Source organism: Xanthomonas sacchari, from assembly GCF_024266585.1.
Taxonomy (GTDB): domain Bacteria; phylum Pseudomonadota; class Gammaproteobacteria; order Xanthomonadales; family Xanthomonadaceae; genus Xanthomonas_A; species Xanthomonas_A sacchari_C.
This window is the reverse complement of record NZ_CP100647.1, coordinates 507,709-534,620: the sequence shown is the minus strand read 5'-3', so window position 1 is coordinate 534,620 and position 26,912 is coordinate 507,709. Positions and strand designations below refer to the sequence as shown.

General features: G+C 69.7%; 23 protein-coding genes and 1 pseudogene. 12 read left to right on the top strand and 12 right to left on the bottom strand.

The annotated features are described in order from the left end of the window. Nucleotides 1-13: 13 nt before the first annotated feature. Nucleotides 14-1,879 carry a feruloyl-CoA synthase gene (locus tag NKJ47_RS02160; RefSeq protein ID WP_254459925.1) on the bottom strand — a complete coding sequence of 622 codons (1,866 nt, stop codon included), beginning with the start codon at nucleotides 1,877-1,879 and terminating at the stop codon, nucleotides 14-16. Between the two features lie 82 nt (nucleotides 1,880-1,961). Beyond that, entirely contained in the window at nucleotides 1,962-2,792 is an 831-nt protein-coding gene (locus tag NKJ47_RS02155) for a p-hydroxycinnamoyl CoA hydratase/lyase (protein WP_254459924.1), read from the bottom strand. Nucleotides 2,793-3,118: 326 nt separating this feature from the next. Here NKJ47_RS02155 and NKJ47_RS02150 point away from each other — a divergent pair, with 326 nt between their 5' ends. After that, nucleotides 3,119-3,436, top strand: a complete 318-nt coding sequence (locus NKJ47_RS02150) for a hypothetical protein (RefSeq protein WP_254459923.1) — start codon at nucleotides 3,119-3,121, stop codon at nucleotides 3,434-3,436. 241 nt (nucleotides 3,437-3,677) lie between these two features. On the opposite strand, the gene NKJ47_RS02145 is transcribed toward NKJ47_RS02150, so the two are convergent. The 4 genes from NKJ47_RS02145 to NKJ47_RS02130 all read right to left on the bottom strand — a co-directional run bounded on the left by NKJ47_RS02145 (nucleotide 3,678) and on the right by NKJ47_RS02130 (nucleotide 6,518). Further along, entirely contained in the window at nucleotides 3,678-4,571 is an 894-nt protein-coding gene (locus NKJ47_RS02145) for an alpha/beta hydrolase family protein (RefSeq protein ID WP_254461309.1), read from the bottom strand. A 2-nt stretch (nucleotides 4,572-4,573) separates the two neighbouring features. Beyond that, nucleotides 4,574-5,695 (bottom strand): DUF3182 family protein, encoded by a 1,122-nt coding sequence (locus tag NKJ47_RS02140; protein WP_254459922.1) that lies wholly within the window; start codon nucleotides 5,693-5,695, stop codon nucleotides 4,574-4,576. 19 nt (nucleotides 5,696-5,714) lie between these two features. Continuing rightward, complete coding sequence (locus tag NKJ47_RS02135) at nucleotides 5,715-5,918, bottom strand: hypothetical protein (RefSeq protein ID WP_254459921.1); 204 nt, start codon at nucleotides 5,916-5,918, stop codon at nucleotides 5,715-5,717. A gap of 180 nt (nucleotides 5,919-6,098) precedes the next feature. After that, entirely contained in the window at nucleotides 6,099-6,518 is a 420-nt protein-coding gene (locus NKJ47_RS02130; RefSeq protein WP_254459920.1) for a hypothetical protein, read from the bottom strand. A gap of 314 nt (nucleotides 6,519-6,832) precedes the next feature. On the opposite strand from NKJ47_RS02130, the gene NKJ47_RS02125 reads away from it, so the two are divergent. From NKJ47_RS02125 to NKJ47_RS20800, 4 genes and pseudogenes are all read left to right on the top strand, one after another. Next, entirely contained in the window at nucleotides 6,833-8,455 is a 1,623-nt protein-coding gene (locus NKJ47_RS02125) for a SulP family inorganic anion transporter (RefSeq protein WP_254459919.1), read from the top strand. Between the two features lie 195 nt (nucleotides 8,456-8,650). Next, nucleotides 8,651-9,157 carry a cupin gene (locus NKJ47_RS02120; RefSeq protein WP_254459918.1) on the top strand — a complete coding sequence of 169 codons (507 nt, stop codon included), beginning with the start codon at nucleotides 8,651-8,653 and terminating at the stop codon, nucleotides 9,155-9,157. A 130-nt stretch (nucleotides 9,158-9,287) separates the two neighbouring features. After that, on the top strand, nucleotides 9,288-10,502 hold the full coding sequence (locus NKJ47_RS02115) for a putative peptide maturation dehydrogenase (protein WP_254459917.1): 1,215 nt from the start codon (nucleotides 9,288-9,290) through the stop codon (nucleotides 10,500-10,502). A 21-nt stretch (nucleotides 10,503-10,523) separates the two neighbouring features. Continuing rightward, nucleotides 10,524-10,694: pseudogene (locus tag NKJ47_RS20800) on the top strand (NHLP-related RiPP peptide); the annotation flags it as partial. On the opposite strand, the gene NKJ47_RS02110 reads toward NKJ47_RS20800, so the two are convergent. From NKJ47_RS02110 to aceB, 4 genes are all read right to left on the bottom strand, one after another. Further along, the gene (locus NKJ47_RS02110; protein ID WP_254459916.1) at nucleotides 10,633-13,230 is read right to left on the bottom strand and encodes a putative peptide modification system cyclase; all 2,598 of its coding nucleotides are present in this window, start codon (nucleotides 13,228-13,230) and stop codon (nucleotides 10,633-10,635) included. The pseudogene NKJ47_RS20800 and the gene NKJ47_RS02110 overlap by 62 nt on opposite strands. Before the next feature lie 28 nt (nucleotides 13,231-13,258). Next, nucleotides 13,259-14,305, bottom strand: coding sequence for a GGDEF domain-containing protein (locus NKJ47_RS02105; RefSeq protein WP_254459915.1), 1,047 nt, complete (start codon nucleotides 14,303-14,305; stop codon nucleotides 13,259-13,261). 1,625 nt (nucleotides 14,306-15,930) lie between these two features. Then, the gene (aceA, locus tag NKJ47_RS02100) at nucleotides 15,931-17,229 is read right to left on the bottom strand and encodes an isocitrate lyase (RefSeq protein WP_254459914.1); all 1,299 of its coding nucleotides are present in this window, start codon (nucleotides 17,227-17,229) and stop codon (nucleotides 15,931-15,933) included. 142 nt (nucleotides 17,230-17,371) lie between these two features. Continuing rightward, nucleotides 17,372-19,012 carry a malate synthase A gene (gene aceB, locus NKJ47_RS02095; protein ID WP_254459913.1) on the bottom strand — a complete coding sequence of 547 codons (1,641 nt, stop codon included), beginning with the start codon at nucleotides 19,010-19,012 and terminating at the stop codon, nucleotides 17,372-17,374. A 108-nt stretch (nucleotides 19,013-19,120) separates the two neighbouring features. Between aceB and NKJ47_RS02090 the strand changes: the two genes are divergently transcribed. After that, on the top strand, nucleotides 19,121-20,089 hold the full coding sequence (locus NKJ47_RS02090) for a LysR family transcriptional regulator (RefSeq protein ID WP_254459912.1): 969 nt from the start codon (nucleotides 19,121-19,123) through the stop codon (nucleotides 20,087-20,089). A 36-nt stretch (nucleotides 20,090-20,125) separates the two neighbouring features. Here NKJ47_RS02090 and NKJ47_RS02085 read toward each other — a convergent pair whose 3' ends face one another. Beyond that, nucleotides 20,126-21,043, bottom strand: coding sequence for a LysR family transcriptional regulator (locus NKJ47_RS02085; RefSeq protein ID WP_254459911.1), 918 nt, complete (start codon nucleotides 21,041-21,043; stop codon nucleotides 20,126-20,128). Between the two features lie 93 nt (nucleotides 21,044-21,136). Between NKJ47_RS02085 and NKJ47_RS02080 the strand changes: the two genes are divergently transcribed. From NKJ47_RS02080 to NKJ47_RS02065, 4 genes are all read left to right on the top strand, one after another. Further along, nucleotides 21,137-22,048, top strand: a complete 912-nt coding sequence (locus NKJ47_RS02080) for an alpha/beta hydrolase (RefSeq protein ID WP_254459910.1) — start codon at nucleotides 21,137-21,139, stop codon at nucleotides 22,046-22,048. A 105-nt stretch (nucleotides 22,049-22,153) separates the two neighbouring features. Continuing rightward, a complete protein-coding gene (locus NKJ47_RS02075) occupies nucleotides 22,154-22,876 on the top strand; it encodes a helix-turn-helix domain-containing protein (protein ID WP_254459909.1) in 723 nt (240 codons plus the stop codon). 209 nt (nucleotides 22,877-23,085) lie between these two features. Next, nucleotides 23,086-23,436: a TfoX/Sxy family protein gene (locus NKJ47_RS02070; RefSeq protein WP_254459908.1), complete on the top strand. Its 351-nt coding sequence runs from the start codon at nucleotides 23,086-23,088 to the stop codon at nucleotides 23,434-23,436. Nucleotides 23,437-23,716: 280 nt separating this feature from the next. After that, complete coding sequence (locus tag NKJ47_RS02065) at nucleotides 23,717-24,067, top strand: VOC family protein (RefSeq protein WP_254459907.1); 351 nt, start codon at nucleotides 23,717-23,719, stop codon at nucleotides 24,065-24,067. Between the two features lie 54 nt (nucleotides 24,068-24,121). Here the strand turns inward: NKJ47_RS02065 and NKJ47_RS02060 are convergent, their stop codons facing one another. Beyond that, nucleotides 24,122-24,754 carry a TetR/AcrR family transcriptional regulator gene (locus NKJ47_RS02060; RefSeq protein ID WP_254459906.1) on the bottom strand — a complete coding sequence of 211 codons (633 nt, stop codon included), beginning with the start codon at nucleotides 24,752-24,754 and terminating at the stop codon, nucleotides 24,122-24,124. A 96-nt stretch (nucleotides 24,755-24,850) separates the two neighbouring features. On the opposite strand from NKJ47_RS02060, the gene NKJ47_RS02055 reads away from it, so the two are divergent. Together NKJ47_RS02055 and NKJ47_RS02050 are read left to right on the top strand one after the other, a co-directional pair. Continuing rightward, nucleotides 24,851-25,903 carry an MBL fold metallo-hydrolase gene (locus NKJ47_RS02055; protein ID WP_254459905.1) on the top strand — a complete coding sequence of 351 codons (1,053 nt, stop codon included), beginning with the start codon at nucleotides 24,851-24,853 and terminating at the stop codon, nucleotides 25,901-25,903. Then, nucleotides 25,900-26,829, top strand: coding sequence for an oxidoreductase (locus NKJ47_RS02050; RefSeq protein ID WP_254459904.1), 930 nt, complete (start codon nucleotides 25,900-25,902; stop codon nucleotides 26,827-26,829). Before NKJ47_RS02055 ends, NKJ47_RS02050 begins: the two co-directional genes overlap by 4 nt. The last annotated feature ends 83 nt before the right edge of the window (nucleotides 26,830-26,912 follow it).

Here is a 26,912-nt window from a genome sequence, read left to right as displayed (position 1 = left end):
CCGGGCGGCCTGGTCATGACGGCGGCGCCGCGACCGCGCCCGGCGCGGTCCCGGCGTAGAGCTGTTCGACCAGCGCCGCACGGGTACGTAGCACGTTGCGCTGGTTGATCGAGCCCTTGTCGGTGATTTCGCCGGCCTCCAGGCTCGGCGGCTGCTCCAGCCAGGCCACGCGCGCGACCTGGCTGGCGCTGCCGGTGGCGCTGCGGTTGAGCGTGTCGAGCAGGCGCTGCAGCCAGGCGCGCACCGGCGGCGCCTGCAGCACCTGCGCCGGCGCGGCCTGTGCCGGCAGCCCGGACAGCGCCTGCAGCGCGTCCAGCCGCGGGAACAGCAGCAGGCCGATGGCGTCGCGGTCGGCGCCGGTGACCACCACGTCCTGCACGTAGGCGGCGCCTTCCATCAGCACCCGCGTGCGCAACGGACCGACGCTGACGAACACGCCGGAGGACAGCTTGAAGTCCTCGGCCAGGCGCCCGTCGAACAGCAGGCCGCGCTCGGGATGCTGCGGATCGATCGGCTTGAGCGCGTCGCCGGAGCGGTAGAAGCCTTCCTCGTCGAAGGCCTCGGCGCTCTGCAGCGGCGCGTTCCAGTAGCCGGGCATCACGTGCGGGCCGCGGAAGCGCGCTTCCAGCTTGTCGCCGACCGGCACCAGCTTGACCTCGCAGCCCGGCGCCGGCACGCCGACGTCACCGGGCGTGTTGCTGGTGCCGTGGGTGAAGGTGCACGAGGGCGCGCACTCGGTCATGCCCAGGCCGGCAAGCATGCGGATGCGCTCGCCGCAATGCGCCTCGGCGATGCGCTCCAGGCGGTCCCAGACCTCCTGCGACAGCGCCGCGGCGGCGAAGAAGAACATGCGCATGCGCGACAGGAAGGTCTCGCGCAGCGCCGCATCCTGTTCCAGCGCCTGCGCCAGCTGCTCCCAGCCGCGCGGTACGCTCAGGTACACGGTGGGCGCGATCTCGCGCAGGTTGCGCAGGGTCTGCTCGAACAGCGCCGGGGTCGGCTTGCCGTCGTCGAGGTAGAAGCTGCCGCCGTTGTACAGGGCGATGCCGATGTTGTGGCTGCCGCCGAAGGTGTGGTTCCACGGCAACCAGTCGACCAGCACCGGCGTCTCGCCGAGCACCGGGAAGGTCTGCAGCAGCATCTGCTGGTTCGCGCACAGCATGCGCTGGGTGGTGATCACCGCCTTGGGCAACAGGGTGGAGCCGGAGGTGAACAGGAACTTGGCGATGCTGTCCGGGCCGCAGGCGGCGAAGGCGGCATCGGCGGCGTCCAGCGCGCGCGGCGCCAACAGGTCCTCGAAGCGCAGGCAGGCGCGGTCGCGCACGGTTCCGCGCACGCACACTGCCGGTACGTCGGCGGGGAACACGGCAGCGATCGCCGGGGCGAACGCGTCGCCGTCGCTGGAGAACAGCAGGCCCGGGCGCAGCACCTCGGCCACATGCCGCAGCTTGGCGAAATCGCGCGACAGCAACGCATAGCCCGGCGACACCGGGCAGTACGGGATGCCGGCGTACATCGCCGCGAACGCCAGCTGCAGGTGCTCCAGATCGTTGCCGGACAGGATCGCCAGCGGCCGTTGCGCCGACAGCCCCATGTCCAGCAGGTGCGCGGCGATGCGGCGGGTGCGCTCGAGCATCTGCGCATAGCTCAGGCGTCGCCACTGCCCATCTTCGTCGCGCTGCGCCACGAAGGTCGCATCGGGGGTGTGCAGCGCCCAGTGCTGCAGGCGCTGCAGCAGGTGCCGTGGCAGCGGCGCCAGCGGTTCGCGCGCGCGCAAGCGCAGCACGCCGTCGGCATCGCGGTGGACCTCGGTATCCGCGTGGCTCAGTCCGACAGGACGGTAGCGCGCGGCGGTGGCAACAGACTCAGCGGCATTCATCGGAACCATCCGGAGGAGAGAGACGGCACGGCCAGCGGCAGCGTCGCCTGCGGCCCCGCGGGGCCGCAGGCGACGCGACGGGTCAGCGCTTGTAGGTCTGCAGACCGGGCTTGATGGTTTTGTCGTCCAGGAACTGCTTCAGGCCCTGTTGCCGGCCCTTCTCGGGATCGCGGTGATTGGACTGGTCGACCTTGGCGTACAGGTAGTCCTCGTTCTGCTCCCAGGTCAGTTCGCGGCAGCGCTTGAAGCCGTGCTTGGCGAAGCGCAGCACCACCGGGTTCTTCTGCTGCAGTTCCTGCGCCAGCTTGGTCACCTCGGCGCGCAGCTGCGCGCGCGGCACGCTGGCGTTGACCAGGCCCATCTGCGCCGCCTCGGGGCCGGTGAAGGTGCGTCCGGTCATGATGTAGAGCAGGGCGTTGCGGTGGCCCATGGTGTCGGCGACGGCCTTGCTGACCAGGTTGCCCGGGGGAATGCCCCAGTTGATCTCCGACAAGCCGAACACCGCCTCATCGGCGGCGATGGCCAGGTCGCAGGCCACCAGCGGCGAGAACGCGCCGCCGAAGCACCAGCCGTTGACCGCGGCGATGGTCGGCTTGCTGTAGAAGCGCAGCAGGCGCCACTGCCACTGCGAACAATCGCGGCGCATGCGCTCCTGCACGATCTCTTCCTTGCCGTCGGTCTCGCGGAAGTATTCCTTCAGGTCCATGCCGGCCGACCAGGATTCGCCGGCGCCGGTCAGCACCAGCACTTCGGCGCTGCTGTCCAGCTCCAGGGTCTCCAGCACGTCGATCATCTCGCGGTTGAGCGTGGGGCTCATCGCGTTGCGCTTGTCCGGGCGGTTCAGGGTGACCCAGGCGATGCCTGCGTCGATCTCGACTTGGACGGTCTGCCAGCGGTCTTGGTAGCTGCTCATGGATAGGCCTGCATGGGGAGGGGGGAGGAGCGGATCACTTATGTCTGACAATAGTTATAGATCATCACCATTTCGGCGCAAGCTGCAGTGCAGCATGGCGCGGCGCGGTGGCAGGACCGTGTCGGCATGCCCGTGGGGCGGCGCCGCGGCAACCGCAAGACCACGATCCGCGGAGCATCGAGAAGGGTGCAGGCCATCCCATGACGCTAGATCCGCGGAGGTGTCTGCGCGTGGCTTCACGCGCGGCGAACGCAATCCTCACGGCCGGCGTTCAGTCCCGGGTTAGCATCCGGGGCACAGGGGATCGTCGACACCGGGGTGATGTCATGCACACCGTCTCCGCGCTTGACCAACCGACCCGCGCTCGCGCCAGCATCGATCTGGACGCCGAGATGGCGTACTGGCGGCAGGCCCATGCCGAGGGCCGCCTCGGCCACCAGGGTTTCGCCGACTACGCGCAGTTGCTGAAGATCGGCTACGACGTCTATCTGGCCTACCCGCGCGCCAACGAGGCGCAGCTGTATCGGGTACTGCAGGATGCCTACCACCAGTGCGTGCCGATGCTGTCGGTGCCATGGGACGAGGCGCGCTGGCTGGTGCGGCATGCCTGGCAGCACCTGGCGCATTCGAGCCGGCGTCACTGAGGACAGGTCTTGCGGCGCGCGGCGCCACTCCCTTAGGAGCGGCTTCAGCCGCGACCGAGCGTTCCCGGTGAAGTCCGTCGCGGCTGAAGCCGCTCCTGCAGCGAGGGCTTCCGTAGTGACGGGATGCGCGTGCAAGACGCCGTCTGTTGGCGCAGCGCGCGACAACCGGACAGCGCGGCGTCGCGCGTGCGCAGCACCTGCGCTGCACGCGCAACGGTTGCACGCCTCATGCGTGCTGCGCTCAACGCGGCGGCGGCGGCGGCGGCGAAGCGCTGCGCTCCTTCGCTGTCAGGCGGCCATGGAACGCGTTCGAGCCCTTGCCCGGCGCGGTCGCCGCCTGGCCCTCGCTGTGCTTGAGACGCTGCTTGCGCTGTTCGACCAGGCGGCTGGCCAGGGCCACGCGACGCCCGATCACCATGTCGGTCAGCCAGTCGATCAGGTAGCGCGTGTAGGCGGCCTGATGCGCCTTGTCGGTCAGCGCGTGATCGGCGCCGGCGATCGTGCGCGTGGTCAACGAGCGCGCGCGGGAGAACGCCGCCGCGTAGTTGCGCAGCACCTGCCCCGGCACGATCACGTCGCGCTCGGCCTCCACCAGCAGCACATCGCCGCCGAAGCGCGCGCAGGCGGCCAGGGCGCGGTTGTCGGCGGGCGCCACCGCGCGGTGCCGGTACGGCATCAGCTCCGGATCGCGGTTCAGCGCCACCTTCGGCCCGTCCCAGTGCGCGTCCATGTACAGCGCCGGCGAGCGCAGCGCCAGCCATTCCACCGGCCGCTCCAGCGTCAGCAATGCAGCAAGGTAGCCGCCGTAGCTCAGACCCACCACCGCGATCGCCTCCGGATCCACCTGCGGCGACGCCGCCAGGCGGTCGTAGGCGGCCTTGATGTCGTCCAGGTTCTGCGCGCGCGTCACCGTCTCGCGCATCGACGCCAAGCCCTCGTGGCCGCGCAGGTCGAAGGTCAGACACACGCAGCCCAGGCCGGCCGCCTCGCGCGCGCGCACCAGGTTGTGGTGCTGGTTGCCGCCCCAGCCATGCACGAACAGCACGCCGGGCAGGCGATCGGTCGGGGTCAGCAGGGTGCCGCTCAGCGCCGTGCCGTCGACCGGGATGTCGATGCTGGAGAGTTCTGCTTCCATCGTCATTGCGCGCTGCGCATGTAGCGGTATTTGGTCAGCAGGCCGATCTGCGGCGCCTCGCCGACATAATAGACCTGGGCCCCGGCCGGGGGCGGCGGCGGCGCGCCGTAGCGTTCGACGGTGGCCGCGATCACCCGCTGCAGCGTCGGCGCCTGCTGGAACGCGGCGACCGCGGCCAGTTCCGCCGGCGTGGCGCCGCCGACGCGCCAGGACTGCTCCAGCACACCGCAGACGGAGGTGGCGTCCTGCACGACTCCGTCGATCACATCGTAGTTGCGCCGCGACGCGAAGAAGTCCGGATAGGCCGCGGCCACCAGGCGGTCGTAGTCGCGCGCCTTCATGACCGCGGTGCGCTGCCGGGGCGGCAATGCCTGCTCCAGCAACGTCGCGAGGGTGCCGCGGATCACCTGCAGTTCCGAGCCGCCATACGCCTCGCGGCCGCGGCCGTCGCGGGTGACCGTCTGCGTGCCGCAATAGGCGATGGTCACGCCGGCGCAGTGCATCTCACCGATGCTGAAGGTGGTGGGCTGCTGCAGATGCCGCTCCAGCACCGCGCCGTGCCGCGTCAATTCCGCCGCGGGCAGCCGCGCCAGCGCCGCCTCCAGCGCCGATGCGTCGTCGAGCAGCACCTGCCCCATGCCGCCGACCCCGTGCGACAGCTTCAGCCGCACCGGCCCGCCCTGGCACAGGCGCGCATACGCACGCCGCGCATCGGCCGCGTTGAAGGCGGTGTAGCCGGGCAGCGTCACCGCCGCCAGCGCCGCGCCCAGCGCCGGTTGCCACCCGGCCGGCGCCTGCGCGTCGGCGTCCACCAGGGGATGGCTGATCGCCTTGGTGGCGACGAAGGCATGCGGCACCACGCCGCCGAGCAGGTCGGCGGCGCTGCGCACGCCCAGGTGCGCGGCATGCGCGGCGGTCAGGGTCTCGTCCGGCACGTAGAACCCGCCGACGCCGGCGGCAACGTGGTCGTCGTGCAGCGGCAGGCGCATCAGCCGCGCCACCTCGGCGACCACCCAGGCATGGGTGGCGGCCTCGTGGCCCTCGGGCGAAGACCCACGCAGGTGGAAGGCGCGCACGTTGCTGTGCGCGGCGGGAGCCGCCGCCTGCGCGCCCCCCTGCGGCATATCGGCAGGCCGGGGCGCCTCACCCATGTCCCACCCCACGCAGCAGCAGGACGATGGCCAGGGCCAGGCCCAGCAGCAGGGCCGCCACCGCCAACCAGCGGCCCAGGCGCAGTTGCCGCCACCATGCCGCCGCTTCGGACGCGCCGCTGGCGGTGGGACCGGGCGTCGGGTCGCGGCGGCGCGAGGCCGGCGGCGCGGCGGAGGGACGATCGTCGTGAGCCATGCGCCCAGGCTGTGGCGCATGCCGTGGTATGCGGGTGAACGCAGCGTGGTGCGCGCGTCAGCGCGTGTGCAGGACGCGCGTGCCGTGGCGATGCCGCCGCAAGGATCGCGCACGATGGGGGGATGCCGGCAGCGTTCGGCCGTTGCGACGATGCGGGCGTGGCGGCGCCCCCGCCGTGTCTCAGGCGACCGCGGCGTGCGCGGGCAGTTGCGCGTCGATCCGGTGCTTGCCGGCCAGGGCCTGCATGCCCTGCAGCGTCGCCCGGATCGCACTGGCGTAGCCGCTGCGCCACAACTCGGCACGCGACTGCCGCGACGGGGCCGCATTCAGCGCCAGCGCGAAGACCTGCACGCGCGGATCGGCCAGCGCGGCGCGCTGCAGGAACGGCTGCTCCGGCGCGATCACGTCCACCGGCGCCAGCCACGCGTCGGCGACCAGGTCGGCGACACCGGCGCGGTGCGAGAGCTGATGCATGGCGCTGAGCGTCTCGTGCAGCATTTCCAGGCACGCCCACTGCCACAGCGCGGCCTTGTGCTGGGGGTCGGCCTGGTCCAGGGCGGACAAGGCGCCATCGACATGGTCGAGACGAAGATCCTGCATGGCCGACTCCACGGACACAGCGCTACGGTCCGCCCATTCTGCGCGGCGAAAGTGAGCGTAACGTGAGCCGTGCGGCGCGGCCGGCGTGCCTGCGGTCACAGCGTGCGCAACGCGGCCGGGCCGGGCGGCGGGCCTTGCGTATACTGGCCCACCGCGCCGCTGTGCGCGTGCCCGCTCCCACGTTGTCGCTCATGACGCCACCCTGACACCCGCGCCTCGCATCGGTCCGCCTTCCACGGCAGGCCGCGGGTTACTGATTCGTCCGTCGAACACAGCGCTGCCCCACGCCAGGGGCGGTGTCAGGAGCGTTTACCTTGAAATTCACCTCTTCCCTGCACCAGTCCTGGTGCGGCAATCTCCGCGGCGACGTCCTCGCCGGCCTGGTCGTGGCACTGGCGCTGATTCCCGAGGCGATCGCGTTCTCGATCATCGCCGGGGTCGATCCCAAGATCGGCCTGTATGCCGCCTTCTGCATCTGCGTGACCATCGCCTTCGCCGGCGGGCGCCCCGGGATGATCTCCGCGGCCACCGGCGCGATGGCGCTGCTGATGATCGGCCTGGTCAAGCAGCACGGCCTGCCCTACCTGCTGGCGGCCACGCTGCTGACCGGCGTGCTGCAGATCCTGGCCGGGCTGTTCAAGCTCGGCGCGCTGATGCGCTTCGTCTCGCGCTCGGTGATCACCGGCTTCGTCAACGCGCTGGCGATCCTGATCTTGATGGCGCAACTGCCCGAACTGATCGGCGTGCCCGCGCCGGTGTATCCGCTGGTGGCGCTGGGCCTGCTGCTGATCTACGGCCTGCCGTGGCTGTCGCAGCGCAGCTTCCCCGGCATCGGCCTGTGGCTGCTGGTGCTGGGCGCGGCGTTGACCGCGGGCAGCATGGCGCCGTGGACGCTGCTGCCGGTGGCCGCGGGCGGCGCGGCGGCGCTGCTGCTCGGGCACCGCTGGACGCGCGGCCTGGCCGTGCCGTCGCCGCTGGTGGCGATCGTGCTGCTGACCGGGCTGGCCCTGTACTTCGGCATCCACGTGCCCACCGTCGGCGACAAGGGACAGCTGCCCGATCGCCTGCCCAGCCTGGTGCTGCCGGCGGTGCCGTGGACGCTGGAGACGCTGCGGATCGTGTTCCCGGTCGCCGCGACGATGGCGGTGGTCGGCCTGCTCGAGTCGATGATGACCGCGCAGATCGTCGACGACATGACCGACACGCCCAGCGACAAGAACCGCGAATGCGTGGGCCAGGGCGTGGCCAACCTGGTCAGCGGCCTGTTCGGCGGCATGGCCGGCTGCGCGATGATCGGGCAGTCGGTGATCAACGTGAAGTCCGGCGGCCGCGGCCGCCTGTCCGCGCTGGTCGCCGGCAGCGTGCTGTTGCTGCTGGTGGTGTTCGCCGGCGCCTGGGTGCGGCAGATCCCGATGGCCGCCTTGGTAGCGGTGATGATCATGGTCTCGGTCGGCACCTTCAGCTGGCGCTCGCTGGCGCAGCTGCGCACCCATCCGGCCAGTTCCAGCGTGGTGATGCTCGGCACCGTCGCGGTGACCGTGGCCACCCACGACCTGGCACGCGGCGTGCTCACTGGTGTGTTGCTGTCGGCGCTGTTCTTCGCACGCAAGGTCGGGCGCCTGCTCCACATCGACCGAAGCCAGGACGCGGACGGCGGCCACACCTACCGCATTCGCGGCCAGCTGTTCTTCGCCTCGGCCGCGAGCTTCGCCGGCGCCTTCGACTTCACCCAGGCCCCGGCACGGGTCACCCTGGACCTGAGCCACGCGCACGTCTGGGACATCAGCGCCATCGGCGCGCTGGACCAGGTGGTGCTGAAGTTCCGCCGCCACGGCGCACAGGTCCAGGTGGTGGGACTGAATCCGAGCAGCGCGGCAATGGTCGGGCGGCTGGGCACGCACCAGCGCGGCGACGTGGACAGCGTTCCCCTGCACTGACGACGGACCAGGACCGTCGTGTCGCCGCGGCGACACGCCCCATCGCGCGGCCAACACGCCACTCGGCCGAGCGCCGCGCGATGCCCTGTCGCACTCGCCTCCCGCGGCGACACGGCGACACGGCGACACGGCGACACGGCGACGACATTGCCCGATTAGCATCGGCCTGCCGACCGCCTGCGCAGGAGACCCGCGATGCTGCTGGACCACTGGCAACTGCCGCCGCACGCCTGGGTGCCCAACCACCCGTTCCTGCCGGTGCTGCATTACCGGCAGTGCGTCGGCGCCCTGGATGCCGACGGCTTCGAACGCCGCTTCGGCACGCATGGCTGGCCGCCGCAATGGCGCGACGGCATCTACGCCTACCACCACTACCATTCCACCGCGCACGAGGTGCTGGGCATCGCCCGCGGAACCGCCCGCGTGCTGCTCGGCGGCCCGGGCGGCCTCGAGGTCGCACTCGCGGCCGGCGACGCACTGCTGTTGCCGGCCGGTACCGGCCATTGCCGGCTGTCGGCCAGCGCCGACTTCCTGGTCGTCGGCGCCTATCCCGATGGGCAGGACTGGGACATCTGCCGGGACGCGCCCACGGCCGAAATGCTGCAACGGATCGCCAACGTGCCGTTCCCACGCAGCGATCCGCTGCTCGGGGCGGAGGGGCCGTTGCTGGAGCATTGGCTGAAAGAGAAGGCCGCGCGATAGGGCGACGAACTCCGGCATACTGCGGCGTCGCCGAGCGCGTCCCGGGGGTCGCCGTTGTGTCGCTTTCCGCAACGGCGCGGGGCGACGGCAGCGGTCCCACGAAACTTCCATCCCTACCCGATCCGCGAACATGAAAGTCCGCCGAAGGCAGCACTGCATCATCGAAATCGGGGACCTGCTGCTCCCCGACCTGTCGGCGCTGCTCAACGGATCGGTGACGCTCACGCGCAGCGTCGCCATCACGTTGCTGTGCCAGATCAGCGGCAGGCGGATTCCCCTGACGCCCGAGGCGCTGGCCCTCATGGCCGCGCTTCCGGGAGACGCCTGGACCGACGTAGGCGATCTCGAACAGCGCGCGGGCTGCAACGCTGCGCTCCTCGGCAAGATGATCGAGGACGGCATCGTCCTTTGCGATGCGCCGGACGGCGCCAGCGCCGCCTTGCTCGACGGCCAGGCCACGCTCGACGCCATCGGCTGGCATCCGCTGGCCAGCGTCTACCATCGCATGACCGCCTGGTCGGGCATCACCGGCGATGAAGGCAGCCGGGAGCACGGCAACGACGCAGAGCGCGCCCGGCTCGACAAGCACATCGCGGCGCATGGCGCGCTACCGCCGCATTTTCCCAAGCGGCACGACGCGCTGGCGCATCTGCAATTGCCCGCGTCGCCACTGCAGGGCGACCTGGCCGACGTCCTGCAGCGCAGGCGTACCACGCGCCATTTCGACCGCACCCGGCCCCTGCCCATGGCAGCGCTGGCGCGCGTGCTGTTCGGCACCTTCGGCGCGATGGGCGTGGAGGAAATCGCGCCCGGGCACGTCGCAGTCCGCCGAACCAGCCCTTCCGGCGGAGCGCTGCACCCGATCGAGGCCTATCCCTTGATCATGGACGTGGAAGGCGTGGCGCCAGGTTTCTACCATTATGAATCCGATACGCACCGGCTTGCGAAGATAATCGACCTGAGCGCGTCCCAAGCACGCACCATGGCCTCGGATCTGACCATCGGCCAGCATTACTTCGCAGATTCCAGCGCGCTCGTCTTCCATGTCGCGCGACTGGATCGCCACCATTGGAAATACCGGCGCCATCCGAAGGCGTACAAGGCCGTGTTACTGGACTCGGGACATCTGAGCCAGACATTCTATTTACTGGCGGCAGAAAGCGGGCTCGGCGCATTCTATACCGCCGCCATCAACGACACCGATGCCGGGCGCCTGCTGGCGCTGGATCCGCTTGCCACGATGGTGATCGGCGCCAACGGCGTCGGCAACCTGGATGCCACGAAAAGTACGCTACACTTGAATCCCAGGCCGTTGCACGCAACGAATCATTCGCCTGGGCAATAACCCACCCATGAGCGCATACCAATGACCACTCTCGATAATGCACGGTCCTTAATGCAACGCCTCGCCAGCGACGACGCCTTTCGCGCCGCAGTGGAACAAGATCCCGTCGCGGCGTTCGCCGAATATGGATTTACCCTTGACCCGAGCATTTTGCCGGGCGCGGTGAATCTCCCGAGCAAGGAAGAGATCGAAGCGAATCTGGAACTGCTGGCGAAGCAATTTGAGGGGAGCTTGGGCTGGGTGGTATTTTGTCGTTGAGCCGCTGCGGCAACCCCAGCGACTCGATCGAGGGCGGCCGTTCGGCCGCCCATTCTGCATAGACCCGACCGCGCCAGTCGACCGTCTTCAGCGCTGCCAGCGCATCGCCCACATCGCGGCCCAGCGCCGCTTCCGCCGCCAGCCGCTCGATCCTGGTCAGGGTCAGCGCCCATGGCTGGTCGAAAGGCTTCAACAGGTCCAGCGCTGCCTGTGGCTTGCCGGCCTGCAGGGCGATCCGGGCTTGGACGATGGTCGACAGATTCTTGAGCAAGGGATAGGGGGCGATGTCGATGATCGGCTGGGCCACGCTCAAGGCATGCCGGGCGATCTGCACATCGCCGTTGATGGCCGCCACGTAGCCCGCATAGAGCGCCGCGTTCGCCACCGCCGCCTGGGCCCGACCGGCACTGTTCTTCAAGCCGCTTTCCGCCTGCGCCACCAGTGTCTGCGCTTCCTGCAGCACCGCCTTCCTGTCCGCGGTGCGGCGCATGATCGCCAGCGCGGAAGTGCGTGCGCCCCAGTCGAACGGCAGGTCCGGGGCGCCGACCGCGGCCCTGAGCGCGGCAGCCTGGCGTGCGGCCGCGTCCCACTCGCCCTGATCGGCCAGGACATTGAGGTACGCCGCGGCCCGTTCGTTGGCCGCGAACGGCGGCTCTCCGGACACCGGATGCAGCATGGCGACGGCGTCCTTGAACTTGAACTCGGCGGCCTCGACCAATGCGAACTGGACCGAGTTCTTGCGGAACCCCAAGGCCTCGGCCTGCCGATAGTCGCGCTCGGCCTCGGCCACCCGGCCCAGCGCCGAACCGGCGATGGCGCGGAAGTTGATCGCGACCGGACGGGTCACCGCCTGCGGCGCCGCAGCGCGATCGGCGTACTCGAACATTTCCCTGAACCGATTGCCGTCGCGCATGCTCGTCGCCGCATTGAACGCGGCGACGTGATAGTCCGGGTACAGCTGCGACAACGCGACCCATTTTTCCGGATAGTCCTTCTGCCATCCGAAGAACGCCACCTGCGCCAAGGCGTACAGACGTTCGCGATCGGTCAGCCTGCCGACGTCGGCGATCGCTTTGCTCATCTGTTGCTGCGCGGCGCGCACGTCGGTCTTGCTGTAGGCGACGCGCGCCAGGCCGATCTTGGCCATGGCGAAATCCGGGTCGATGTCCAGCGCCTGCCGGAACTGCAGTTCCGCCGCCTGCAGATCCTGTTCGGCGTAGGCCTTCTGCCCCAGCGAGAACGCGCGCAACGCATCCAGGTTGTCGGTGGTGACGCGCTCCAGCGGCGCCGAACTCTTCTCGATCGAGGCCACGCTCTCGCCGAAGGCCTTGCGCAGCGCGTCGCTGGCCTCGCCCAGCGCCGCGACCGCCGAGCCGGAGCCGCGCGCGGTCGCCGATTCGGTGACCACCGTGGCTTCGGTGTTCGGATCGACCACTTCGATACTGATGCGGATCTTGCCATCGGCATCGGACACCGTCGGCAGCAGCAGCGCGCGCGCCCCCGTGCGCTGCGCGACTTCGGCACCGAGCTTGCGGTCCACCGGGACGTTGGCGTCACGGCCCATCATCTTCAACGCCTCGCGCACCCGCGCATCGGCCAGCACGTTGACGTAGCGCGACTGCTCCAGAGCGACCCGCAACGCCGCATCGATGGTGTCGTCGTACACGGTGTCGCCGGTCAGATTGTGCAGGTCCCCCACCACCACCCAGTCGCGCTCGGCGAAGGCGATGGCCGGCTGCGGGCGGGTGACGAACCAGATGCCGACTGCGCAGGCGGCGATCAGCGCGACCTCGGCGGCCAGCGCCGCCGGCCGGCGCCATAGCGGGATGTCGCGCCAGGCCTTGGGCGTGGGCCTGGGCGCGCGCAGCGGGGTGTGGCCGATCTCGCCGACTTCGTAGATCTCCAGCGGGGTCGGCACGCCCTTGAAGCGCCAGCGGCCGTGCGATTTCCACAGCAGGCGTTCGCCGCGCTCGCCCAGTTCGCGCGCGGCGCGGTGGGTCAGCGACTCGGCCACCGCCGAAAGCAGGATCTGCCCGGGCCGGGCCAGGGTCATCAGCCGTGCCGCGGTGGGCTTGGCCAGGCCTTCCACTTCCAGCGGCTTGGCGCCCACCCGCACCGCCGCGTCGCTGTTGCGCCAGGTCAGCACTTCGCCCACGTGCAGGCCGGCGCGCACTTTCAGGTCGAGCTTGCGCTGCGCGCCCAGGTCGCGCAGGCCACGGCCGTAGTCCAGGGCGAAGCCGAGGCCGTCGATCGGCCGTTCGAACAGCAGCAACAGGCCGTCGGAGCGGTCGATCAGGCGCCCGCGCCAGCGCTGCTGCAGCTCCAGCACCAGCGCGTCGTGCAGCTTGAACAGCTCGGCGGCGTTGGCGTCGCCGAGCTTTTCCACCAGCGCCACCGAGTCGCACAGGTCGGTCAACAGCAGCGTGCGGAGCTGCGGGACCTCGGGCTGGGCGGGCGGGGCGTCGGTCATGGCGGCGGCTTGGCGGGGACGCGCTGGCTCAGCAGGAAACGGAGGCGAGGTCGTGCCAGTACAGGCGGTTGCCGCCCAGGCGCTTGGCCTCGTACAGCGCCGCATCGGCGTTGGCGTACCAGTCGTTCCAGTCCGACTGCGGATCGACCCGGCTGATGCCGATGCTGACCGGACAGATGTGCGGCGCCGGATGCGGCACGCCCAGCAGGTTCTGCACGGTGGCGAGCACGAACTCGCCGATGCGGCGCAGGTCCTCGACGGTGCCGGCGGCGACCAGCAGGCAGAACTCGTCGCCGCCCAGACGGCAGGCGGTGTCGTCCGGCCCGGCCACCGAGCGCAGGATGTTGGCGACGTTCTGCAGCACGCGGTCGCCGGCCAGGTGGCCGTGGGCGTCGTTGATGTGCTTGAAGCGGTCGCAGTCGATCAGCAGCAGGCCCGGTCCGGGCGAGCGGCCGTCGCGGCTGCATTCCTGCAGGCGCAGGATCAGCCCGCGGCGGTTGTGCAGGCCGGTGAGTTCGTCGGTGCGCACCAGCTCTTCGGTCTGGCTGAGCTGGTGGGTGGTGGTGTAGAGGTTGTCCAGCGCCGCTTCCAGGTCGCGGTTGCGACGGCGCAGCTGGTGGATCAGGGCCTGCTCGCTCATCACCACGCGCATGATGGTGCGACGGAGGAAGTAGGCGACCACGCCGGGGTCGCGCTCGACCAGGCGCTGGAAGTCGTCGTGGTCCAGTTCCACCAGGGCGCCGTCGCTGGCGGCGATGGCGTCGGCGCTGCGCATGTGGTTGCCGATCAGCAGGCCCAGTTCGCCGAAGAATTCGCCATGACCGAGATGCTTCACCAGCAGATCCTCGCCGAAATCCAGGTCGATCACGCCGCTGGTGATCACGAACATGGCGCTGCCGCCGTCGCCGCGACGGAACAACACGTCGCCGGCGCGCACCGCGCGGGCGCTGCCGAACTCGGAAAACAAGCGCAGTTCCGCGGCGGTCAGCACCGCCAGCTCATTCGGCTTCGGAGCGACCGCAGCAGCGTTGGAAATTGTGCCGCGTGCGGTGGATGCGGCGCTGTCGCAGCTCATCCGGCCCCCTAGTGTGACGTCGCTGGCCCTGTGCACGGAGCATATCACCTACACGCGGCGCTCACGATACGTTTCACAGCCAATCTCGCCTCGCAGGGAGACGCTGAATCAAGCTGTCGCATGCGGTAGACACCGCCCGCCATCGGCGCCAGCGCGCGCGCAAAAAAAGCCCGGGCGAGCCCGGGCTTCCCACCTCCTGCCAGGGAGGGGCGATCGGTGCCTGGCTGCAGGTCAGGCCGCTTTCTCGCCATGGAACTGTTCTTCCTATCAAGGCTGGCCCCTTTGGAGGGTGAACCCTTGGCGCGTGCTGAGCCACTTATGGGACCAGCAAGACAGCGCGACCTGCCTATGACGGCTTGCCACGCTTGTTATGCTTGTAAAAGACATGGAGATTGCGATGACTTCTTCGGATAAGGATCGCACCCACACTGATCGGGACGCGTTCCCAACTGCCAGAAATCCGAATGGGCCAGGACTACCCATGCCTGAAGATGAAATTCTTTTCCAAGCAGATGCATGGAAAGAAAATGGGCGCGTCATTGGCGCCACTTTCAAAGTGGCAGGTCGACACCGCCACCTTCAATGGAAAGGTCAAGACCGGTCATGCTAGGTCACTGTCGAGCAAGGAAACGCGTTTGGGACAGCCTCTACAACGGCACATCAACGAATGGCAGCGTGGGCTTCAGGACCACACAAGACCATTTTGAGTTCAGTGCATCGTTCACGCCTGGTGGCGAACTCAACGGTTAGAGCAAGGTCACTGTCGGTGCCGTTTCTTACGAGTTTTCAAACAGTTAGATTGGCACGACATTCAGCTTCGATAGTGGCGCCAGTGCCTCTATTGGTAGAGGTTTCGATGGGTCGTGGAACGAGAATTGGTCTTCACTCACAATAGGCGGATTTCAAACTTCATTGGGTCTTGGCTCAACTGGAGTTAGCCGGTCTATTAACACCAACTTCACACTTAAAAGTAATTGATATGCCATGGTGAAGCGCCTCCAGCGTTGGTTGATTAGGGGCGTTCATTCATTGCCACTGTGCTTAGAAATGCTAAATCCATCCCGCATTCTCCGCGTGTTATCAGCGACCGTTGTTATGTTGACACTTATTGGTTGCACGTCGATCCAGGGTGGCTTAGATCGCTTCGATGATTGGCTGGGCGAGCGAGGCACGCATGATGGACGGTATGTGGCCACCTGCTACGAGCCTGGCAACACGTTTGACGATACGACCGCTCCGCCGTGTGAACGCAGTATTAGACGGCATTGCCCGAATGGGTTCGACATATTGAGCGTAGGGGCCATGGAAAATCCTAACCCTCGCAGCTTCACCGAGAAGTACAAGGTGACGGCTGTCGCTCAGTGCAAGTGAAGTGCATCTGAATCACGCGCATTATCGCCGCTTGAATGACCGCCGAGCCATCATGGTCGGGAGGCTGTGCCTCGCCATTCGCAGGTTCTCGATGTGTCGAGATGCCCGCTGGCAGCGTCTGCCAGCGGCTGGCGTGATGCACCAGCAGGCGTAGCAAAAAGGGGGCTGAAGCCCCCAACGTCAAAAAAAAAGCCCGGGCGAACCCGGGCTTCCCACCTCCTGCCAGGGAGGGGCGATCGGTGCCTGGCTGCAGGTCAGGCCGCTTTCTCGCCATGGAACTGTTCTTCCTCGGTCGACCCGGTCAGCGCGGTGGTCGAGGACTGGCCCTGCTGGATCGCCTGGGTCACCGCGTCGAAGTAGCCGGTGCCGACCTCGCGCTGGTGCTTGACCGCGGTGAAGCCGCGGTCGGCGGCGGCGAACTCGGCCTCCTGCAGTTCGACGAAGGCGCTCATCTGCCGGCGCGCATAGCCGTGCGCCAGGTTGAACATCGAGTAGTTCAGCGCATGGAAGCCGGCCAGGGTGATGAACTGGAACTTGTAGCCGTAGCTGGCGATCTCGCGCTGGAACCTGGCGATGGTGGCGTCGTCCAGGTTCTTCTTCCAGTTGAAGCTGGGCGAGCAGTTGTAGGCCAGCAGCTTGCCGGGGAACTTGGCGTGGATGGCCTCGGCGAACTTGCGCGCGAACTCCAGGTCCGGCTTGCCGGTCTCGCACCAGATTAGGTCGGCGTAAGGTGCGTAGGCCAGGCCGCGGCTGATCGCCTGGTCCAGGCCCTTGCGGGTGCGGAAGAAGCCTTCGACGGTGCGCTCGCCGGTGGTGAACGGGCGGTCGTTGGCGTCGATGTCGCTGGTCACCAGGTCGGCGGCCTCGGCGTCGGTGCGCGCCACCAGCAGGGTCGGCACGCCCATCACGTCGGCGGCCAGGCGCGCGGCGTTCAACTTCTCGATCGCCTCGCGGGTCGGCACCAGCACCTTGCCGCCCATGTGCCCGCACTTCTTCACCGCGGCGAGCTGGTCCTCGAAGTGCACGCCGGCCGCGCCGGCCTCGATCATCGCCTTCATCAGCTCGAAGGCGTTGAGCACGCCGCCGAAGCCGGCCTCGGCGTCGGCCACGATCGGCTGCAGGAAGTCGATCTCGTCCTTGCCTTCGGCATGGTGCAGCTGGTCGGCGCGCAGCAGGGTGTTGTTGATGCGCTTGACCACCGCCGGCACCGAGTCGGCCGGGTACAGCGACTGGTCCGGATACATCTGCCCGGCCAGGTTGGCGTCGGCGGCCACCTGCCAGCCGGACAGGTAGATGGCGTTGAGCCCGGCCTTGACCTGCTGCATCGCCTGGTTGCCGGTCAGCGCGCCCAGCGCGTTGACGAAGTCCTTCTCGTGCAGGTACTTCCACAGCTTCTCGGCGCCGAGCCGGGCCAGCGAATGCTCCACGTGCACCGTGCCGCGCAGGCGCACCACGTCGGCGGCGGTGTAGTTGCGGGTGATCCCGGCCCAGCGCGGATCGGTGTCCCAGTCGCGCTGAATCTGTTCGGCGGTCTGCAGCGTGGTGGTGCTCATCTGGCGTTCTCCTCGAAAATGGATGCAGCGATGAAACGGTGGGGCAGTGGTCGGATAAGGCTTGGCCGGCACGGCAGGGATCCGATGCAGGGACACCGCTTTCACGATTCCCCATTCCCGAGTCCCCACTCCCGGCCTCCCATCAATCGATCAACTGATAGGCCGGCAAGGTCAGGAAATCGGCCAACTCTTCGTCGCGGGTCAGGCGGTCGAGCAAGGCGATGGCCTCGTCCACGCGCGCCCCGCCCGGCAGCAGCGCACGCTCGCCCAACCGCGCCGGCAACTGCCGCAGGCAGGCCTCGAACAGGGCGAAGTCGATGGCGGTGCCGTCGTCCAGGTGCAGGCCGCCCACGTGCAGCCACTGCCACAGCTGGCTGCGGCTGATCTCGGCGGTGGCGGCGTCCTCCATCAGGTGGTGGATCGGCACGCAGCCGTTGCCGTCCAGCCACGCCGCCAGGTAGCGCACGCACACTTCGATGTTGCCCTCGAAGCCGGCGCGGGTGATGGTGCCGGCGGACGGGGCGATCAGCGTGTCACGGTCGGCCTGCACGTCCTCGCGGCGCACCGCGTGCTGGTTCGGCGTGCGCATGTGCTCGTCGAACACCGCGCGGGCGATCGGGATCAGCGCCGGGTGCGCCACCCAGGTGCCGTCGTGGCCGGCGGTGACTTCGCGCAGCTTGTCCGCGCGCACCCGCGCCATCGCCTGCTCGTTGGCCGCCTCGTCGTGGCCGATCGGGATCTGCGCGGCCATGCCGCCCATCGCGTGCGCGCCGCGGCGGTGGCAGGTGCGGATCAGCAGTTCCGAATACGCCTTCAGGAACGGCTGGGTCATGGTCACCTGGCCGCGCTCGGGCAGCACCCGGTCCGGATGCCGGCGGAAGGTCTTCAGGTAGGAAAAGATGTAGTCCCAGCGGCCGCAGTTCAGGCCAACGATGCGCCCGCGCAGCGCGTGCAGGATCTCGTCCATCTCGAACACCGCCGGCAGCGTCTCGATCAGCACGGTGACCTTGATCTGGCCCTGCGGCAGGCCGAGCATGTCCTCGATGTGGGCCAGCGCGGTCTCCCACAGCGCGGCCTCTTCCATCGACTGCAGCTTGGGCAGGTACAGGTACGGGCCGCGGTCCTTGGCCTGCAGCGCGCGGCCGTTGTGGAAGGCGAACAGCGCCGCGTCGAACAGGCCGCCGGCCAGCGGCTGGCCGTCGACCAGCACGTGCTTCTCGTCCAGGTGCCAGCCGCGCGGGCGCACGATCAGCACCGCCTGCTCTTCATAGGGACGCAGCGCATAGCGCTTGCCCGGGCTGCCGTCGCGCGCGGCCGGCGCGGTGAAGGTCAGGGTGCCGGCCACCGCCTCGGCCAGGGCGCGCTGGCCGGCGACCAGGTTGCGCCAGGTCGGCGCGGTCGAGTCCTCGAAGTCGGCCATATACACCTTGGCGCCGGAGTTCAGCGCGTTGATGACCATCTTCGGGTCGGTCGGGCCGGTGATCTCGACGCGGCGGTCCTGCAGCGCCGCCGGCAGCGGCGCCACCTGCCAGTCGCCGTCGCGGATTGCGCGGGTGTCGGCGCGGAAATCCGGCAGGCCGCCGGCGTCGAAGAACGCCTGGCGCTCGCGCCGCGCCGCCAGCCGCGCCTGACGCTCCGGCTCGATCGCCCGGTGCAGCGACACCAGCAGGGCCAGCAGCGGCGGCGGCAGCAGGGCGTCCTGGCCGGCCAGCGAGGTGGTCAGGGCGATGCCCGGCGTTGAACGCGTGGGGTCTGAGGCGACAGCGAAAGCAGGGGCGGACATGTGGGGATTCCTCGATGTTTCCGGGGCTCCACCGTGCTGCCAGCGCATGTATTTGACAAAGCAGTTTTGTCAATGCTTTATATAAGTCAGCCTTATATTCATCACGCCATGGCCACCGGTAGCGCCGCAACCCCGCGATTTCCTTACAAATCCGACCGGCTCAAGCCGCTGCGCGCGTTCTGCCAGACGGTGCGCCTGGGCGCGGTGTCGCGGGCCGCGGAAGCCTTGTTCGTCAGCCAGCCGGCGGTGACCCTGCAGTTGCAGGCGCTGGAACGGGAGCTGGGCGTGGTGCTGTTCGAACGCAGCGGCCGCCGCCTGGTGCCCAGCCGCGAGGGCCAGTTGCTGTACGAGATGGCGCAGCCGCTGGTGGAGAGCCTGGACCGGCTGGAAGCGGACTTCCGCGAGAAGGCGCGCGGGCTGGACGCTGGCGAACTGAACGTCGCCGCCAACAGCTCCACCATCCTGTACCTGCTGCCGAAGATCGTGGAGGCCTTCCGCGCCCGCCACCCGCAGGTGCGGCTGACCCTGCACAACGCGATCAGCGCCGACGGCACCGACCTGCTGCGCGAGGACGCGGTGGACCTGGCGGTCGGCTCGATGCTCGACGTGCCGGCCGACCTCAGCTACGCCCCGGTGTACCGCTTCGACCAGTTGCTGATCACCCCGCGCGACCACCCGCTGGCGCGCAAGCCGACGCTGACCCTGGAAGACCTGTCGCCGTACCCGTTGATCCTGCCGCCGCGGCGCCAGGTCACCTATCGCCTGGTCGACCTGGTGTTCCAGCAGGCGCGCGTGCCCTACACCGTGGCGCTGGAGGTCGGCGGCTGGGAGGTGATCAAGCAGTACGTGGCGATGGGCATGGGCGTGTCCATCGTCAGTTCGATCTGCCTCACCGACGCCGACCGCGCGCGCCTGGCCACCCGCGCCCTGGGCGATTACTTTCCCGCGCGCAGCTACGGCGTGGTGGTGCGCAAGGGCAAGTACCTGTCGCCGCAGGCACGCGCCTTCATCGAACTGATCCGGCCGGACCTGTTCACCCCGCGCGGCTACGACGAGAGCGGGCCGTCGGAGCGCTGAGCGCAGCGCCACGCGCCTCCCGGCCGCGCGCGCGGCTCAGCCCGGGCGATCCCAGTGCGGCGGCTGCCCGATCGCCTGGCGCAGCACCTGCGCCAGCCGCGCCACCCGCGCCGGCAACGGCGTCTGGCTCGGCACCAGCCACAACCACTGCTGCGGCCCCGACGGCAACGCCGCCTCGTGGAACAGCGCGCGCAGGCGATGCCGGCGCAGGTCCTCGCCGACCAGCCAGGTCGGCAGGCAGGCCACGCCCAGCCCATCCAGCGCGGCCAGGCGCAGGGTCTCCAGATCGTCGCAGCGCAGCCGCCGCGGCGGCAGCGCCACGTCCGCGCCGAGCACATGCCGCCAGCTGATGACCGTGTCGTCGTGGCGCTTGTCCAGCAACGCGTGCGTGGCCAGCGCCGGCAAGCGCTCGACCGGCCCGGCGTCATGCAGGTAGGCGGGACTGGCGCAGACCACCCGCCGCAACGGCGCCAGCCGCAGCGCGCCGGCCGGCGCCGGATCCGGGCCGAGCCGGATCACCGCATCCAGGCGCCGGCGCAGCGGGATGTCGAACCGCTCCACCAGATCCAGATCGACGTGCAGTTGCGGGTGCCGCCGCGACAGGTCCGCCAGCAACGGCATCAGCTGCGTCCGGCCGAACGACGGCAGGCAGCTCAACCGCAGCGTCCCCGCGACCTCTCCTTGCAGCTGCGCCAATTCCGCGCGGGTCTCGGCCAGGCCGCCGAGCAGTTGCGCGGCACGCCCCTGCAGGACGCGCCCGGCGTCGGTGAGGATCAGGCTGCGGGTGGACCGGATCAGCACCTGCGCGCCCAACGCCTGTTCCAGCGCATCCAGCCCGCGGCTGAGCGAGGACACGGCCACGCCGCGATGGCGGGCCGCGGCGGACAGGCTGCCGGCCTCGACCACGTCCAGAAACAGCTGCAGTTGGCCGAACAAGCGCTGGAAATCGTCCATCGTTGCAGTTTACGCAAAGCCGGATTGCACCGTTGCGCGCGCATCGTGGGCGCCCCGCCGCCGCTGCGCGGCCGCTTCCCGAGGAGTTCCCCCATGCAGTCCGTTACCCGAGACGACATTGCGTTCGCCGCCGATGGCACCACCTTGCGCGGCTGGCTGTATCGCCCGGCCGTGGCCAGCCCGGCGCCGATCGTGGTGATGGCGCACGGCTGGTCGCTGGTCAAGGAGGCATACCTGGACCGCTATGCCGAGGTGTTCGCCGCCGCCGGCCTGGCCGTGCTGGTGTACGACCACCGCGGCTTCGGCGACAGCGACGGCACGCCGCGGCAGGAGATCGACCCCTGGCGCCAGATCGAGGACTGCCGCCACGCGATCACCTTCGCCGGCAGCCTGGACGGCATCGACCCCACGCGCATCGGCGTGTGGGGCACCAGCTACAGCGGCGCGCATGCCATGCAGGTGGCCGCCACCGATCGGCGCGTCAAGGCCGTGGTCGCGCAGGTGCCGGGCCTGGCCGGCTACCGCAACGGGCTGCGCCGCGGCAGCTACGAACGTGCCGAGGCGCTGCAGGCCGCATTCGCCGCCGACCGCATGGCGGTACTGCGCGGCGGCGAACCCGCGCGCAAGGCCGTGGTCGGCACCGCCGACGCGCTCTTTCCCAGCGAAGATGCACGCGCGTTCTTCGAGGGCGCCGGCGCGATTGCACCGAACTGGCGCAACTGGACCACGCTGCGCTCGGCCGAGTGGAGCCGCGGCTACGAGCCGGCGAGCTTCGCCGCGGCGATCAGCCCGACGCCACTGCTGATGATCGTGGCCGACCGCGACTACATCTCCGGCACCGACTTCCAGTTGCAGGCCTATGCGCAGGCACTGGAACCGAAGCGGCTGCTGATGCTGCGCGGCGGCCACTTCGTGCCGTACGTCGAACAGTTCGAGGCCTCCAGCGGCGCCGCACGCGACTGGTTCGTCGCACACCTGGCGCCGACGCCACGCGTCGGGACCTGATCCGCCTGCGCGGCGGCGGTGCTGGCGCTGGCGCGACGCGACGGCGCCCGTGCGGCGACGCCGCCTGCTACCGTGGCGGCTGATCCCGCCGCAGGCCAGCGCCGCATGTCCCTGCCCTCCCGCTATGCCGAATGCGATGCGCCAGCGGCCCTGCGCGACCGGGTGCGCTGCAGTTGGCGCTTCCGCCAGGGCGAGGCGGATACCGCGCCCACGCAGATGCTGCCCGACGGCTGCGTCGACCTGATCTGGGACGGCCGCGCGCTGTTCGTGGCCGGGCCGGATCGCCGCGCCACCGACGCCATGGTGGCGCCGGGCAGCGTGCTCACCGCGGTGCGGCTGGCGGCGGGGGCCGGGCCCAGCCTGCTCGGCGTGCCACTGCATGCCATCGCCGACCAACGCGTGCCACTGGACGCGCTGTGGGGCAGACACGGCCGCGACTGGCAGGCGCGGCTGGAGGACGGCGCCGAGCCGCTGGCAGTGCTGCACGCGCTGTGCGCCAGCCGCCCGCTGCACAGCGACCGCGGCATGGCCTGGCTGTTCGCGCAGCTCGCCGATGCGACGCCGCCGCGGCTGGCCGCGCTGACCCGCACGCTGGGCGTCAGCGAACGCACGCTGCGCCGCCGCAGCCACGACGCGTTCGGCTACGGCGCCAAGACCCTGGAACGCATCCTGCGCCTGCAGCGCTTCCTGGGCCTGGTGCGGCAGCATCCCAGCCTGACCGCGGCGGCCCTGGAGGCCGGCTACGGCGACGCCCCGCACCTGGTGCGCGACAGCCGGCAACTGACCGGCCTGAGCCCGCGCGAACTGGTGCAGCGGCACGCGCGCTGACGGGTTCTGTGCACCGTCGCGGCTGAAGCCGCTCTACGGGATCGCATTGCGGCGAAAGCCGCCGGTACCGTGCGGCCGCACGCCCGCCACACCGACGCCCCGATGCGACGATGCGTCGTGTGCAGAGCACCGTGTGGCGCCGTTTGCTACCGTGCCGCCAGGCGCGAAGACCGGGGTGGCACATGGCCAGAGATGCAGGCTTGGAACACATGCTGCGCGACGTGCTCGGCGCGCACCCGGAGCTGACCGAGAAAGCGATATTCGGTGGATGGGCCTGGCTGCTGCACGGCCATCTGCTGTGCGGCGCGCGCGACGATGGTGTGCTGGTGCGGCTCGGCAAGGGCAACGACGCATGGGCGTTGGCGATGCCCGGGATCGTGCCGATGCTGTCGCGCGGCCGGGCAATGGCTGGCTGGGTTCGGGTCGCACCGGAGACCTTCGCCGACGACGCGCTGGCCGCGCGCCTGCTGCGCGAGGCCAGCGCCTTCGTGCGCACGCTGCCGGCGAAGCAAGGCCGTCCAGATCTTCGCGCAGGTCGACCGCGATCTCCGCCGACGTAGCGCTGACCAGGGTCGACTTCGACCAGCACCGATCGGGTGCCAATCGGGCACCGACGGACCATGCGTCTGAGATCCGTCGCGTCGATCACCGGATGTCCGTGCCGCGATTCTCGAAGAACCCACGCGAACCTCCCCGCACGCGGCTGGCATGTCGTGCCGCCGACGCCGATCCACTGCCGCTCGGGATGCGTCGAACGCGGCAGCAAACCCGCTGGCCGTTTTCGCCAAGCCGGCGCCGCCCGGATGAGGGAGACTGCCGGCTCTTCCACAGGAGTCGCCCATGTCCCGCGCCGAGCAGCATCACCGCATCGACTATCTCGAATTCGCCGTCGCCTCGATCGCCGCGGCCAAGGCCTTCTACGGCCAGGCCTTCGACTGGACCTTCCAGGACTACGGCCCGGACTACTGCGAGTTCCGCGATGGCCGCCTGAGCGGCGGCTTCTTCCACGGCACGCCGCAGCCCGGCGGCGCGCTGGTGGTGCTGTACTCCAACGACCTGGCCAGCACCCAGGCGCGCATCGAAGCCGCCGGCGGCCGCATCGTGCGCCCGGTGTTCGCCTTTCCGGGCGGCCGCCGCTTCCACTTCGCCGACCGCGACGGCTACGAACTGGCGGTGTGGTGCGAGGACTGACGCACCGCGGCCGTGCCAGCGGCGTCGCCCGCGGCACGCACCGGGACGCGATCGCTAGCCGGGATCGCGCGCGTAATGCCCGAGGAACATGTCGGCCGCCGACGCGGCTACCTGGGCCTGCTGCGCCGCGCTGAGCGGCGGCTGGCCCATGCTCACCTGCGGCCAGAACGCCATGCCCTTGATCAGCGCCTGCAGCTGCTGCGCGGCGAACTCCGGCTGCATGGGCTTGAGCCGGCCATCGGCCAGCGCCGCGCGCAGCCATACCAGCGTGCCCTCCTCCTTGCTGCCCAGGCGCGCGACCAGGTCGCGCGCGCGCGCGGGGGCGCGCATGCCTTCGACCATCGCCATCCGCGACAGGTCGACGAAGGCCGGATCGTCGAACAGCCGCAACTTCTGCTCCAGCAACTGCAGCAGTTGCGGGCGCAGCGGCTGCTGCGGGGCGTAAGGCACGCCGACCGTGTCCAGGCTGCGCTGCCATAGCTGCAGCAGGATCGCGTCGAACAGCGCGTCCTTGCTGGGGAAATGGTTGTAGACGGTGCGCTTGGACACGCCGGCGCTGGCCGCGATGCGGTCCATGCTGGTGGCCTCGAAGCCATGGCCACGGAACTCGGCGGTCGCCGCCTCCAGGATCGCCTGGCGCTTGCGCTCGGTCAGCCGTGCCGGAGCGGGCGTGGAAAGAGAAACCATGGGCAGATGTTACACCGACCAGTTTACTTTCACGCAAAGAAAACTACACTGTGCAGTGTAATTAGCACGCCAGATCGCCCTCCAAGGATTGCCGCCATGTCCGCGTCCGCTTCCCCACTGTTCCGTGTCCCGTTCTCGCATCTGGCGTCGCCGCAGTACCGGCGGGGCCGCTTCCGCAACGCCACCCCGGGCACCAGCGGTGCGCCCGGCATGGCCGGGACGCTGCGGATCATGTGGGATCTGCTGACCCGCAAGTCGGCCGAGTCGGTGCCGTCGCAGCCGCTGCCGGTGCTGCCGCTGACCGCCGCCCAGCTGCTGGCGGCGCCCGACCGCAGCCTGTACCGGCTCGGCCATTCCACGGTGCTGCTCAAGCTGCGCGAGCGCTTGTGGCTGACCGACCCGGTGTTTTCCGAACGCGTCTCACCGTTCCCGTTCGCCGGCCCGCGGCGCTTCCACGCCCCGCCGATCGCGCTGGACGCCTTGCCGCCGATCGCCGGGGTGATCCTCTCGCACGACCACTACGACCACCTGGATCGCGCCAGCATCCGCCGCCTGGCCGAGCGTGTCGGAACGTTCGTCACCCCGCTGGGCGTGGGCGACCTGCTGCGGCGCTGGGGCGTGGATCCGGCCAAGATCCGGCAACTCGATTGGTGGCAGTCGACCACCGTGGATGGAGTCACGCTGACTGCCACCCCGGCGCAACACTTCTCCGGCCGCGGCATGTTCGACCGCGGGCGCCGGCTGTGGTGCTCGTGGGCGATCGAGACGCGGGAACTGAAGCTGTTCTTCAGCGGCGACGGCGGCTACTCCGCAGGCTTCAAGGCGATCGGCGAGCGGCTGGGGCCCTTCGACGTGAGCCTGATCGAGAACGGCGCCTACGACGTGGACTGGCCGCACGTGCACATGCAGCCGGAGCAGACCCTGCAGGCGCACCTGGACATCGGCGGACGCACGCTGCTGCCGATCCACAACGGCACCTTCGACCTGGCCATGCATGCCTGGCACGAACCCTTCGAACGCCTGGCGGCGCTGGCCGATGCCGCCGGCGTGGCGCTGGCCACGCCGCGCATGGGCGAGCGCGTGGACCTGACGCAGCCGGCAAGCGGCGAGCGCTGGTGGCGCGCACTGACGCAGGCGGTGGCGCCGTGAGCCGCTGGACCCTGGCCGACCTGCCGTCGCAGCGCGACAAGATCGCCATCGTCACCGGCGCCAGCCCTGGCGGACTGGGCTACGAGACCGCGCTGGCGCTGGCCGGCGCGGGCGCCAGCGTGGTGCTGGCGACGCGTAACCCGGGCAAGGCCGAGACCGCGCGGCAGGCGATCCTAGCCGCGCATCCGGCGGCCGACGTGCGCGTGGAAGCCCTGGACCTGGCGCAGCTGGCCTCGGTGGCCGCCTTTGCCGCGCGCATCGCGGCGCGCTACCCGCGGCTGGACCTGCTGATCAACAACGCCGGCGTGATGGCGCCGCCGCAGCGGCAGACCACCGCCGACGGCCTGGAACTGCAGTTCGGCAGCAACTACCTCGGCCACTTCGCGCTGACCGCACAGCTGTTGCCGCTGCTGCGCGCCGCGCCGGCCGCGCGCGTGGTGAACCTGTCGAGCCTGGCGCACCGTTACGCCCGCATCGACTTCGACGACCTGCAGTGCGAACGCCCGTATCGGCCGTGGAAGGCCTATGGGCAGTCCAAGCTGGCGATGCTGATGTTTTCGCTGGAACTGCAGCGGCGCAGCGACGCGCAGGGCTGGGGCGTACGTGCGATCGCCGCGCATCCCGGCATCGCCCAGACTGCGCTGGTCGCCAATGGGCCGGCGGTCGGCGGGCGCCGCACCGCGATCGGCGCGGCGACCCAGTGGCTGGGCGCATGGATCAGCCATTCCGCCGCCGCCGGTGCGCTGCCCACGCTCTACGCAGCCACCTCGCCAAGCACCCAACCAGGCGGGTACTACGGGCCCGACGGCATGTTCGAGCTGAAAGGCGACCCGGCTCCGGCCAGGATCGCCCGGCAGGCGCGCGACCCGCAGGTGGCCGCGCGGTTGTGGGAGGTGGCAAGCACGCTGGCTGGCGTGGCGTTCTGACTGCACAGCGGCACCAGCAGGTTGCCTCCGTAGGAGCGGCTTCAGCCGCGACAGGCGTTACAAGGAATGCCCGTCGCGGCTGA

Excerpts from the sequence above, each read along its gene's own strand:
- NKJ47_RS02160 (WP_254459925.1), bottom strand. The coding sequence starts at position 1,879 with ATGAATGCCGCTGAGTCTGTTGCCACCGCCGCGCGCTACCGTCCTGTC.
- NKJ47_RS02155 (WP_254459924.1), bottom strand. The coding sequence starts at position 2,792 with ATGAGCAGCTACCAAGACCGCTGGCAGACCGTCCAAGTCGAGATCGAC.
- NKJ47_RS02150 (WP_254459923.1), top strand. The coding sequence starts at position 3,119 with ATGCACACCGTCTCCGCGCTTGACCAACCGACCCGCGCTCGCGCCAGC.
- NKJ47_RS02145 (WP_254461309.1), bottom strand. The coding sequence starts at position 4,571 with ATGGAAGCAGAACTCTCCAGCATCGACATCCCGGTCGACGGCACGGCG.
- NKJ47_RS02140 (WP_254459922.1), bottom strand. The coding sequence starts at position 5,695 with ATGCCGCAGGGGGGCGCGCAGGCGGCGGCTCCCGCCGCGCACAGCAAC.
- NKJ47_RS02135 (WP_254459921.1), bottom strand. The coding sequence starts at position 5,918 with ATGGCTCACGACGATCGTCCCTCCGCCGCGCCGCCGGCCTCGCGCCGC.
- NKJ47_RS02130 (WP_254459920.1), bottom strand. The coding sequence starts at position 6,518 with ATGCAGGATCTTCGTCTCGACCATGTCGATGGCGCCTTGTCCGCCCTG.
- NKJ47_RS02120 (WP_254459918.1), top strand. The coding sequence starts at position 8,651 with ATGCTGCTGGACCACTGGCAACTGCCGCCGCACGCCTGGGTGCCCAAC.
- NKJ47_RS02115 (WP_254459917.1), top strand. The coding sequence starts at position 9,288 with ATGAAAGTCCGCCGAAGGCAGCACTGCATCATCGAAATCGGGGACCTG.
- NKJ47_RS02110 (WP_254459916.1), bottom strand. The coding sequence starts at position 13,230 with ATGACCGACGCCCCGCCCGCCCAGCCCGAGGTCCCGCAGCTCCGCACG.
- NKJ47_RS02105 (WP_254459915.1), bottom strand. The coding sequence starts at position 14,305 with ATGAGCTGCGACAGCGCCGCATCCACCGCACGCGGCACAATTTCCAAC.
- aceA (WP_254459914.1), bottom strand. The coding sequence starts at position 17,229 with ATGAGCACCACCACGCTGCAGACCGCCGAACAGATTCAGCGCGACTGG.
- aceB (WP_254459913.1), bottom strand. The coding sequence starts at position 19,012 with ATGTCCGCCCCTGCTTTCGCTGTCGCCTCAGACCCCACGCGTTCAACG.
- NKJ47_RS02090 (WP_254459912.1), top strand. The coding sequence starts at position 19,121 with ATGGCCACCGGTAGCGCCGCAACCCCGCGATTTCCTTACAAATCCGAC.
- NKJ47_RS02085 (WP_254459911.1), bottom strand. The coding sequence starts at position 21,043 with ATGGACGATTTCCAGCGCTTGTTCGGCCAACTGCAGCTGTTTCTGGAC.
- NKJ47_RS02080 (WP_254459910.1), top strand. The coding sequence starts at position 21,137 with ATGCAGTCCGTTACCCGAGACGACATTGCGTTCGCCGCCGATGGCACC.
- NKJ47_RS02075 (WP_254459909.1), top strand. The coding sequence starts at position 22,154 with ATGTCCCTGCCCTCCCGCTATGCCGAATGCGATGCGCCAGCGGCCCTG.
- NKJ47_RS02070 (WP_254459908.1), top strand. The coding sequence starts at position 23,086 with ATGCTGCGCGACGTGCTCGGCGCGCACCCGGAGCTGACCGAGAAAGCG.
- NKJ47_RS02065 (WP_254459907.1), top strand. The coding sequence starts at position 23,717 with ATGTCCCGCGCCGAGCAGCATCACCGCATCGACTATCTCGAATTCGCC.
- NKJ47_RS02060 (WP_254459906.1), bottom strand. The coding sequence starts at position 24,754 with ATGGTTTCTCTTTCCACGCCCGCTCCGGCACGGCTGACCGAGCGCAAG.
- NKJ47_RS02055 (WP_254459905.1), top strand. The coding sequence starts at position 24,851 with ATGTCCGCGTCCGCTTCCCCACTGTTCCGTGTCCCGTTCTCGCATCTG.